At 34.6% G+C, this 10,194-nt stretch carries 7 protein-coding genes and 2 pseudogenes; 5 read left to right on the top strand and 4 right to left on the bottom strand.

Annotation, left to right across the window (positions count from 1 at the left end; all coding sequences use genetic code 11):
• The 4 genes and pseudogenes from P8H68_RS12385 to P8H68_RS12370 form a co-directional block, all read right to left on the bottom strand.
• A pseudogene (locus P8H68_RS12385) lies at positions 1 to 288 on the bottom strand (T9SS C-terminal target domain-containing protein); the annotation flags it as partial.
• A gap of 198 nt (positions 289 to 486) precedes the next feature.
• Entirely contained in the window at positions 487 to 1,752 is a 1,266-nt protein-coding gene (bioA, locus tag P8H68_RS12380) for an adenosylmethionine--8-amino-7-oxononanoate transaminase (RefSeq protein ID WP_300325658.1), read from the bottom strand.
• 73 nt (positions 1,753 to 1,825) lie between these two features.
• Complete coding sequence (gene bioD, locus P8H68_RS12375; RefSeq protein WP_300325655.1) at positions 1,826 to 2,443, bottom strand: dethiobiotin synthase; 618 nt, start codon at positions 2,441 to 2,443, stop codon at positions 1,826 to 1,828.
• Between the two features lies 1 nt (position 2,444).
• On the bottom strand, positions 2,445 to 3,569 hold the full coding sequence (locus tag P8H68_RS12370) for a pyridoxal phosphate-dependent aminotransferase family protein (RefSeq protein ID WP_300325652.1): 1,125 nt from the start codon (positions 3,567 to 3,569) through the stop codon (positions 2,445 to 2,447).
• Positions 3,570 to 3,788: 219 nt separating this feature from the next.
• Here P8H68_RS12370 and P8H68_RS12365 point away from each other — a divergent pair, with 219 nt between their 5' ends.
• The 5 genes and pseudogenes from P8H68_RS12365 to P8H68_RS14565 form a co-directional block, all read left to right on the top strand.
• Entirely contained in the window at positions 3,789 to 5,492 is a 1,704-nt protein-coding gene (locus P8H68_RS12365; protein ID WP_300325649.1) for a DUF1800 family protein, read from the top strand.
• An 11-nt stretch (positions 5,493 to 5,503) separates the two neighbouring features.
• Positions 5,504 to 7,123 (top strand): DUF1501 domain-containing protein, encoded by a 1,620-nt coding sequence (locus tag P8H68_RS12360; protein ID WP_300325646.1) that lies wholly within the window; start codon positions 5,504 to 5,506, stop codon positions 7,121 to 7,123.
• A gap of 254 nt (positions 7,124 to 7,377) precedes the next feature.
• Positions 7,378 to 9,057 (top strand): DUF1800 family protein, encoded by a 1,680-nt coding sequence (locus P8H68_RS12355; protein WP_300325643.1) that lies wholly within the window; start codon positions 7,378 to 7,380, stop codon positions 9,055 to 9,057.
• A 10-nt stretch (positions 9,058 to 9,067) separates the two neighbouring features.
• Positions 9,068 to 10,021, top strand: a complete 954-nt coding sequence (locus P8H68_RS12350; protein WP_300325641.1) for a DUF1501 domain-containing protein — start codon at positions 9,068 to 9,070, stop codon at positions 10,019 to 10,021.
• Between the two features lie 15 nt (positions 10,022 to 10,036).
• Positions 10,037 to 10,194: pseudogene (locus P8H68_RS14565) on the top strand (DUF1501 domain-containing protein); the annotation flags it as partial.

The raw sequence follows: 10,194 nt of genomic DNA, 5'->3' as shown, positions 1-10,194 counted from the left end.
ATGGATTACGGTACCTTGTGAAATTATATTTCCGGTATTATTAGTCCAAGTTACTTCCCCTTCCGTTGTAGCGGATGCAAAGGAGGCACCTGTCCATTCTTCGTCAATAAATTTGATAGTAGTTGTATCCGGACAATCATCTAGGAGTACAAATGAAAATCCATCGGGATCATCGTGATAGGCGACAATTGCGATATCACCAGCATCAGAAATGGAATTGTTTTTTACTTGTGAAATAATGGAAGTTTGTGTTGAGACAATCATCAACAGGAATAGAATTTTTTTCATAGCAATTATTTTGTTTTAAAGTTTGTTTGCTATGAAAAAGTTTATTCATAAAAAATTAGTATCTCAAAGTATCGTTCGAGATTTAGTACAAGGAAACAATATTCCTTTTCATAGCTTATATAAGTTATGAAAGGTTTTTTAAAATAGAAAAGAGCTATTTCTGAATTTTCTAGAAACTGCGAATTAACATAGGTTTATTTAAAACATTTCCAATGCTTTCTCGATCACATCATAAATTTTTTCCAATTCTTGGTCGGTTGTAATAAAAGGAGGCAAAACATAAATAGTATTTCCTAGAGGACGCAAGCAAACTCCATTTTTCATAAAAAACTCAAAAAGTTGATCTCTAAGATTTCCATAACGTTCCATTTTTATGTTTAGATCCAATGCAAATATAACTCCGGTTTGTCTTGTGGTTTTGACTTTTGGGTGTTTGTGTATTCTTTGATTGAATGCCGCATGTTTTTCTTGGATTCTAAGGCTGTTCGCCTTCATTTCTTTAGAGACTAAAAGGTCGATTCCTGCTGAAATTGCGGTACACCCTAGTGGATTAGCAGAATAGGTATGTCCATGGAAAAATCCTTTTGAGATTTCATTATCATAAAAAGCATCATATATTTTTTGAGAGCAGGTGGTAAGCGCCATCGGAACAATTCCTCCTGTAAGAGATTTGGACAAACACATAATATCTGGTTTGTTCTCCAAAAAATCAGAAGCAAAATATTTTCCAGTTTTTCCGAATCCTGTCATTACTTCATCTGCAATACAGACGACATTATTTTTTTGTGCTATTTCAATCAATTCACTTAATAATTCTGCAGGATACATTTTCATAGCCGCTGCTCCTTGAACAAGAGGTTCAAAAATAAAGGCAGCAATAGCACCTGTGGCAATTAATTGAGAGAATTTTTCTTTGACATGTTCGAAATTCTCATAATTTGGCACATCAATGCGATCTATAGTCAATAAAAAATCTTCAAATGGTCCGTTGTAAACAGAAAGTCCGGATACCGACATAGAACCAAATGTATCTCCATGAAAAGCATCTTCTAAAGCAATGATTTTATTTCGTTTTTCACCTTGGTTGAAATGAAATTGAAGCGCCATTTTGATAGCGACATCGACAGAGGTAGATCCATTATCAGAAAAAAATATTTTTTGCTGGTTTTTAGGTAAAATACGCATTAATTTCTCCGACATTTCCACAGCAGGAGGATGTGTAAAACCGCTAAAAACAACTTGGTCTAATTTCCCTAATTGGGCTGTGACCTTGTTGATGATGTATTCATTACAATGACCATACATGCAAGTGTACCAAGAAGCGATTCCATCAATATAGGTATTCCCTTCTTCATCATACAACAAAGCATCTTTTGCTTTGACAATTGCCAAATGTTTTGGATGTAATTTGTGCTGCGTTAAGGGATGCCACAGGTATTTTTGATCACGTTCTTGTAGGTTCATTGTTTTCAGGTTTCAAGGGAAAGGTCAAATGTACAATACAAATGCAAATAAGTCATTTAAAATTTTTAGGAAACTATAATTTCAAAAGATTTTCTTTGAATAAATCCGCGTATTTTTTTGTTGTGGTCTGGTCAATATTTTCTTCCTCATCGATACGTCCAATGACTTCTGCTCCTGTCATTTTTAAAATGATAGATTCGGTTTCTTTATTTTCTGCACCGCTGAATATGATGGAAACCTTAAACCCTTTTTCTTGTAATAATTTAACCGTAAGTAAGGTGTGATTGATACTTCCTAAATAATGTCTAGAGACCACAATAATTTTATAGTCGGGTTGTATGATGTCAAGAATAGTATCCGTGTCGTTTAAAGGTACTAATACTCCTCCAGCTCCTTCAATCACTAAGGTGTTTTCAGTTTCTGGACAAATTATTTTGTCTAGTTGAATTACTGTGTTGTCAATCGTTGCGGCGGCATGTGGACTCATTGGAGTCTCTAAGGCATAGCTGTTTTTATGAAATTTTGAGGCGTCATTGGATACAAGATTTTTTACTTTATGCGTGTCAGAATAATCTAATTCTCCAGCTTGTATCGGTTTCCAATAATCTGCATGCAAAGCTTCAGTAACAATTGCAGAAGCAACTGTTTTTCCAACTTCTGTTGAGATTCCAGTGATAAATATTTTTTTCATTTTATAGGCTAGCTAATTCGGTTAATAGGGCATCTATTTCTTTATGGGTGTTAAAGCTATGAATGCAAATTCTTAATCTTTCCTGACCTTTTGGTACGGTAGGGGAGAGAATTGGTTTTATGTCAAAACCTTTTTGTTGCAGACTTTGAGCAAAATCTTTTACAATATCATTTCCTGGAAGGATACAACAATGTATGGAGCTGTCGCTTTTGACAAATTTGGATTCTAAATTTTTTTTAGAAACCCCGTTTTTGAAATAGACAATATTGTTTTGTAATTTTTTTAGTTCAGAGGTTGTTGATAACTCCGAGTATGCTGCTTGTATAGTTGCTATACTGTGCGTAGCAGCAGCTGTTGTATAAATAAATGATCTAGAAAAGTTGATCAAATACTCTCGTAAATCATGACTGCCAAGAATAATAGCGCCGTGACATCCCAAAGCTTTTCCGAAGGTATGTACTCTTGCAAAAATAGCATTTTCCAAGCCAAACTCTTGAACGGATCCTCTTCCGCTTTCTCCAAAGACACCGTTAGAATGTGCTTCGTCTACAATCAAAAGACAATTGTATTTATTGCTTAAATCCGCAATAGATTGGAGTGGTGCACTATCACCATCCATGGAATATACAGTTTCAATAGCGATGTATATAGTGCCTTCTGATTTCTTGATTTTTTTTTCAAGATCCTCTAAACTGTTATGCTTGAATTTAAAGGATTTTGCATTGCTTAACCTGATGCCATCTCTAATAGAAGCATGAATAAGTTCATCAAAAATTATAGTATCGCCTTTTTGTGCTACACAAGAGAACAAACCAATGTTGGCATCATAACCTGAATTATATAGTAGGCCACTTTCGGCATTGTGAAAATCTGCTATTATTTTTTCTGTTTCTAAATGTATAGTATGTGTACCCGAAACCAACCTTGAACCGGTACTTCCGTTTTTGAATTTTTGAGTATTACATATCCTCTGAGACATATCATTTATCGTTTTGTTCTGAGAAAATCCCAAATAATCATTAGAAGAAAAATCAATGTTCTTTTTTTCGTTTGTAAGTAAACGTAAAGAATTATTGTCTCTTCTTAGACTCAGTTTTTTTTGTAAGTTTTTTGGGAAAATAGACATAAATACTCAATTGTATAATTCAAATACCTTGCGAAATTAATGAACTTTTTTAGAATAGATTGGTTCAAAAAAGATGGAAAATTAACTATTTGTGATAATTATTAGAATATATGTGCTAATTCACTTTCCAATTATTTCGTAAATTTGTAAGAATCACACGTTGAGATTATTAACCAAATCTTTAATGTGTGTTTATAAACTTAATCAAATAACAAAATAATGGCATCATTAACCCCTTACACAGGTACCCTCGGTATAAGATTAGCCAAACATCTGCTAAGACGTGCTACGTTCAATATTTCTAAAGACAGAATTAATGAATTTAGTACTTATACCCCTGCGCAAGCAATTGCAAAATTATCTATAATTCCAGATAAAAATCTTGTTCAACCTATACATTATACAAACGATAAACTGAGCGAACCCGCTCCTTGGATTGATGATGATGCTATTTATGGCCCAATTCAGCCAGATAACGGTAGTGGTAATAATTTATTACGACATTATGTTTTAGGCTGGTGGTTAGATGAAGCTAGAAGAGATACTTCTTATAGATCAAAAATGACCTATTTTTTGTTTACCGATTTTACTGCTTCTAATCAAACACTGAATGGGAATTTTGGTTCTTATTATGATTATTTAAGGTTGTTGGAGTTTCATAGTTTAGGGGATTGGAAAGAATTGGTCTTTCAGATGACCATAAACCCTGTGATGTTGTTGTATTTAAATAACAACCAGAATACAAATGCAAATCCGAATGAGAATTATGCTAGAGAGTTGTTAGAGCTGTTTACAATTGGGAAAGGAGCTCAAGCAGGTGTAGGAGATTATACAAATTATACAGAGTCTGATGTTGAAGAAGCAGCACGAGTATTGACGGGGTGGAAATTTTATTGGTATAATATCTTAAATAATCCAACACTTGATAGACATAGAAATACGAATGGGGCCGAAAATGGTAATTTTCCTTGTGGATATGCCGTAAGTTCTCAACATGATTTTGGAAGAAAAGAATTCAGTCATAGGTTTGATAATTATGTAATTGAAGCCTGGGATACTTCTGGTAAAACAGATGCTGAAAAAAAAGCTAGGATAGAGGAAGAGCTGAGAGAATTTATAGACCTAATTTTAAGTAAAGAGGAGACGGCTAAGTTTATTTGTAGAAAATTATATAGATTTTTTGTGGGTAGAAATATTTCTGCAGAAATTGAAAGTGACGTTATTGTACCGTTAGCTGTGATCTTTAGAACCAATTATAATTTGCAGGACACAATTGATGCTTTGTTAGCAAGTAAGCATTTCTATGACAAAGACGATTCAGATGCTACCGACGAAATTATTGGTGGACTTGTTAAATCACCTTTAGATTTGGTGATGCAAACATTGACCTTAACTGATTTTCCGGTTCCGGATCCTATAACCAATGGCTTGTATCATTATAAAAATTTCTATTATTGGCAAATAATCTTAGGAATCTTAGTTCCTGCCAGTCAGAATGTGTTCGATCCTCCTTCCGTTGCCGGTTTTCCGCCAAATTACGAACATCCAGATTATGACAAGTTTTGGTTTAATTCTGCAACAATTATCCCAAGGTATAATTTTACGGATTTGTTGTTAAATCCGAATAAGGTAAAAGTAGATTATTATGCAACCACTTTTATAGAAGATAATGTAAGTGATCCCTATGATCCGACCAAAGTGGTTTCTGAGTTGGTGGATATTATGTTTCCAGAAGAAATAGATACTGATAGATTGAATTACTTTTTGAATGATATTTTGTTAGAAGGAGGAGAGACAACCCCTGCGATGTGGGCGGATGAATGGAATACCTATAAGAACTCTGGGAATAGAGCTGGGGTAGAGAGTGTGTTGAAACCTTTGTTTAGAGCATTGATATGGTCTCAAGAATATCAAAATAATTAAAATCTCAGAACATGAAAAGAAGAAAATTTTTACAACTATCGGCTTTAAGTTCTGCGAGTGCATTATTTTTAAACGGCCACAAAGTAAGTGCTTTTTCTAAAACAGCACTGTTAAATAATATTCCTGCAGCGATTATTGAAGGTAGATCTTTGGTGATGATTCAGCTGTTAGGAGGAAATGATGGATTGAATACGTTAATTCCATTAGACCAATATGATGATTATGCTAGTTTACGTCCAACGGTTAAATTGGCAAATTCCGGAATCAATGCTGCTATAAATTTAGACGGAACATTACCACTACAAGATCAAATGTTGTTACACCCGGCTTTAGTTGGCTTTAAAAGTTTGTACGATGCAGGGAAATTAAATGTGATCAATAGTGTTGGATATCCTATTGGGAATAAATCTCATTTTGCAGGAAGGGCTTTGATTTTAAAAGGTGGAGATGGTACCACTGAAAACTCAAATAAGACATCCGGATGGATGGCTCGTTTTTTACATTCAGGTTATAATTATGCGGAATATTTAGATCCCTTAGGGATTCAGTTAGGGAGTAAAAAACCTTCTTTAGGGTTTCATTCAGAACATGAGCATAAAGTGGATGTGAATTTAACGGGACAAAATGTATCTGGTTATTATAATGTGATTTCAAGCATTGGAAATCCTGAACCAACGAATTTACCTGATTCTGAGTTTGCGGCTAATGTTGCGTATATGGCACAAACAGAGAAAGCAACAAATGAGTATTCTCAGAGAATTAGTGAAGTTTTTGATGCGGGTAGCAACAGCGCTGTGAGTTATCCAGATTACGATCTGGCAGATCAATTGAAAACGGTTGCAAGGATGATTAAGGGTGGTTCTAAAACAAAAATATTCTTGGTAACGGCTGGAGGGTATGATACCCATGCGGATCAAGTTGTTTCAGGAGATACTCATACAGGAACGCATGCCGAACTATTAAAAGAGTTGGGAGATTCTGTAAAGGCTTTTCAGGACGATATGGAAGCTATGGGAATAGATGAAAAAGTGGTTTCGGCTACTTTTACTGAATTCGGTAGAAAGCCCTTAGAAAACGGGAATTTAGGTACAGACCATGGAAATCTAGGACCCATGTTTGTAATAGGAAGTGCGGTGAATCCCGGAGTTACGGGAACAAATTTAGATCTTTCTTCGATCGTAAAACATTTTGATGAAGGACAAATGCAACATGATTACCGACAAGTGTTTACTACTTTAATCGGAGATTTTCTGGGCGCTTCAAGTGATGTGATTACGGGAACAGAATTTTCTGATTATGATGGAGATCAAAAATTAGATCTTATTGGAACAAATCAGAAGGCTTTGAGCACGGACAGAGTTGAGGTGGCAAAAAATCAATTGACTGTATATCCAAATCCAATTGAGGAAGAATTTGTGATGAAATACGAGAGCAAAGTAACCTATAGAGGATATTTGGTGATTTATAATATCTCTGGAGCTGTAATTTTTACAATGCCTTATGACTTTGATTTTGGAGTCAATATTTTACCTCCGATTGACATGTATAATTTTGAGGCAGGGCATTATATTTTAGCTATAAAGGATAATTTTAACAAAACCATGGCCAAGCAGCGTTTGGTGAAAAAATAGAAAATTTCTGTTTTTAAATACATGATAGATATGATGCACCTATTTTCTATTGTTACATGAAGTACATTTTATGTTGTGAATTGAAAAAACAATAACTAATCATTAAGTTTCTTTGTGAGAAATGTGTTATATTTTTTAAGTTCGATTTTTGTTCAATACTTTTAATGTAATATATTTTATAGTTATTGATACAATAGGTTCTTTAGTTTTTTAGTTTTAGTCCTAGTTTTATAGGACTAACTAAAACTATATTTATGGCATCATTGTTACCTTATTCGGGGACTCTCGGATCTAGATTGTCAAAACATCTGCTCAAAAGAGCAACCTATAACGTCACCAAAAGTAGGATTGATACTTTTAGTAATTATACGGTAGATCAAGCATTGTCAGAATTATTTGTAATTCCTTCAAAAAATTTAAACCAGCCTGTTCATTATGTGAATTCCGGACTAACGAGTCCTTCTCCATGGATAAATTACGACCCCGTTTATGGGGACGTAAATGATAATAATGGATCGGGGCAAGTTAAGCGAAATAATTACTTAGCAGGTTGGTGGATGGATGAAGCAAAAAGAGATACTTCATTACGTTCAAAAATGACTTATTTTTTATTCACAGATTTTACAGCATCAATTAGAACATTAGATAATATTTTTCACTACGACTATCTTCAGTTGTTAGAGTTTTTCTGTTTGGGAGACTGGAAAGAGTTTTGTTTTCAGATGAGTAAAAATAATGTCATGTTGAAATATTTGAATAATGATGAAAACACAAAGACAAACCCGAACGAAAATTTTGCTAGAGAAGTACTAGAATTATTTACAATTGGAAAAGGACCGCAAGTAGCAATTGGAGATTATAGTAATTATACGGAGTCTGATGTGGAGCAGGCTGCTAGAACTTTAACAGGTTGGACGTATACCAAAAACAATAGAGGGTTATTTACCAATGGTGAAGATTATGGGAATATTCCTTGTGGATATGCGCAAGCTGAGAAACATGAGTTTGGTGCCAAACAATTTAGCAGCCGTTTTGGGAATTACGAAATACCAGCATGGGACACAACGGGGAAAACTGATGCCGAAAAGGAAGCAAGAATTGAAGCCGAATTAAAAGAATTCTTAAATATGGTTTTGAGTCAAGAAGAGACTGCAAAATTTATTTGTAGAAAGATGTATCGTTTTTTCGTGTCTAGAACAATCTCAACAGAAATTGAAAATGATATTATCGTACCCTTGTCGGCTACGTTTCGTGCTAATTATAATTTTGGGGAAACGATAACTGAATTATTGAAAAGCCAACATTTTTATGATGCTGATGATTCGGATAATAGTGATGAAATTATTGGAGGACTGATAAAACCGCCTTTAGATTTGGTTTTGCAAACACTGAGTATTACAGATTATCCGGTTCCAGACCCAATTACCAATGGGGAACAACATTATAAGAACTTTTATTATTTTTCTATACTAAATAAAATACTGGTGCCAAGCGGACAGGATGTGTTTAGACCTCCATCGGTTGCCGGGTTTCCGCCTACTTACGAAACGCCGGATTTTGATAAATTTTGGTTCAATTCTTCTACAATAATTTCGAGATATAATATGGCAGATAACCTGCTTGATTCTGGGAGTACAAAGACAAATTTTTATGTATCCACATTCGTGAGAGAGAATGTTAGTAACCCATCAAATCCGACCCTTCTTGTTGATGAGTTGACAGATTTGATGTTTCCGGAAAGTGTTGGTCCAGATCGTAGAGATTATTTTGTAAATGATATTTTATTGGATAATGGATCTTTAACCGCAGAGATGTGGGCGGATGAATGGACTACTTATATGAATTCAGGATATTCAAATACTTCAGGAGTTGAGGCCGCTTTAATACCATTATTTGAGGCATTAACATGGTCGCAAGAATTTCAAAACAACTAAAGCTAATAATATGAAAAGAAGAAAATTTTTACAACTATCGGCTTTGAGCTCTGCAAGTTCTTTATTATTAAATGGACACCAATTAAAGGCGTTTTCTAAAACAGCTTTGTTAAATGAAATACCTGAATCTATTATCGACGGAAGAACGATGGTAATGGTTCAGATGAGCGGTGGAAATGACGGTTTAAATACTGTGATCCCTCTGGATCAATATGACGATTATGCAAATCTTCGACCAACAATTAAATTAGATAATTCAGGAGTGAACTCTGCAATACCATTAGATGCGACTTTGCCTGTAGCTGATCAAGTGTTATTGCATCCATCTCTTACAGGTTTTAAATCTTTGTATGATGCAGGTAAATTAAATATTATGCATAGTGTTGGGTATCCCATCGTAAATAAGTCACATTTTGCAGCAAGAGCATTGATGTTTAAGGGAGGAGATGGTACACCAGAGAATAGTAGTAAATCGAATGGCTGGATGGTTCGTTATTTACATTCAGCGTATGAACCAACAAGTTATGCAGATCCATTAGGAATTCAATTAGGAAGTAAAAAACCATCACTTGGATTTCACTCAGAGCATGAGCATAAGGTGGATGTGAATTTATCTGGGCAGGATATTTCAGGATATTATAATGTGATTTCTAATTTAGGGAATCCTGAACCTACTAATGATCTTGGTCCCTCTGAATATACGGATAATATAGATTTTATCGCTGGAGTTGAAACTAATTCAAATTCATATTCAGAACGTATTAGCACTGTTTTTAATGCAGGTTCTAATAGTGCAACGGTTTATCCAGATACAGATTTATCCAATCAATTGAAAACAGTTGCTAGGATGATTAAAGGAGGTTCTAAGACAAAAATATTTTTGGTGTTGATTGATGGATTTGATAATCATTCAGGACAAGTTGGTAGTGCCTCAAATAGTCATCTAGGTAAGCATGCCGATTAGCTACAGGAAGTCGGTGATTCCATTGAAGCATATCAGGATGATATTGAGTCTTTGGGCATAGCAGAAAAAGTAGTAACCGCTACATTTACCGAATTCGGAAGAAAACCAAGAGAGAATGGTAACCTAGGAACAGATCATGGAAATCTTGGGCCTATGTTTGTTATAGGTAAGCA

Origin of the sequence: Flavicella sp. (genome assembly GCF_029238425.1) — a bacterium.
Lineage (GTDB): Bacteria > Bacteroidota > Bacteroidia > Flavobacteriales > Flavobacteriaceae > Flavicella.
The sequence above is the reverse complement of the archived record's forward strand: the minus strand, read 5'-3'. Positions and strand labels throughout refer to the sequence as shown.

Excerpts from the sequence above, each read along its gene's own strand:
- bioA (WP_300325658.1), bottom strand. The coding sequence starts at position 1,752 with ATGAACCTACAAGAACGTGATCAAAAATACCTGTGGCATCCCTTAACG.
- bioD (WP_300325655.1), bottom strand. The coding sequence starts at position 2,443 with ATGAAAAAAATATTTATCACTGGAATCTCAACAGAAGTTGGAAAAACA.
- P8H68_RS12370 (WP_300325652.1), bottom strand. The coding sequence starts at position 3,569 with ATGTCTATTTTCCCAAAAAACTTACAAAAAAAACTGAGTCTAAGAAGA.
- P8H68_RS12365 (WP_300325649.1), top strand. The coding sequence starts at position 3,789 with ATGGCATCATTAACCCCTTACACAGGTACCCTCGGTATAAGATTAGCC.
- P8H68_RS12360 (WP_300325646.1), top strand. The coding sequence starts at position 5,504 with ATGAAAAGAAGAAAATTTTTACAACTATCGGCTTTAAGTTCTGCGAGT.
- P8H68_RS12355 (WP_300325643.1), top strand. The coding sequence starts at position 7,378 with ATGGCATCATTGTTACCTTATTCGGGGACTCTCGGATCTAGATTGTCA.
- P8H68_RS12350 (WP_300325641.1), top strand. The coding sequence starts at position 9,068 with ATGAAAAGAAGAAAATTTTTACAACTATCGGCTTTGAGCTCTGCAAGT.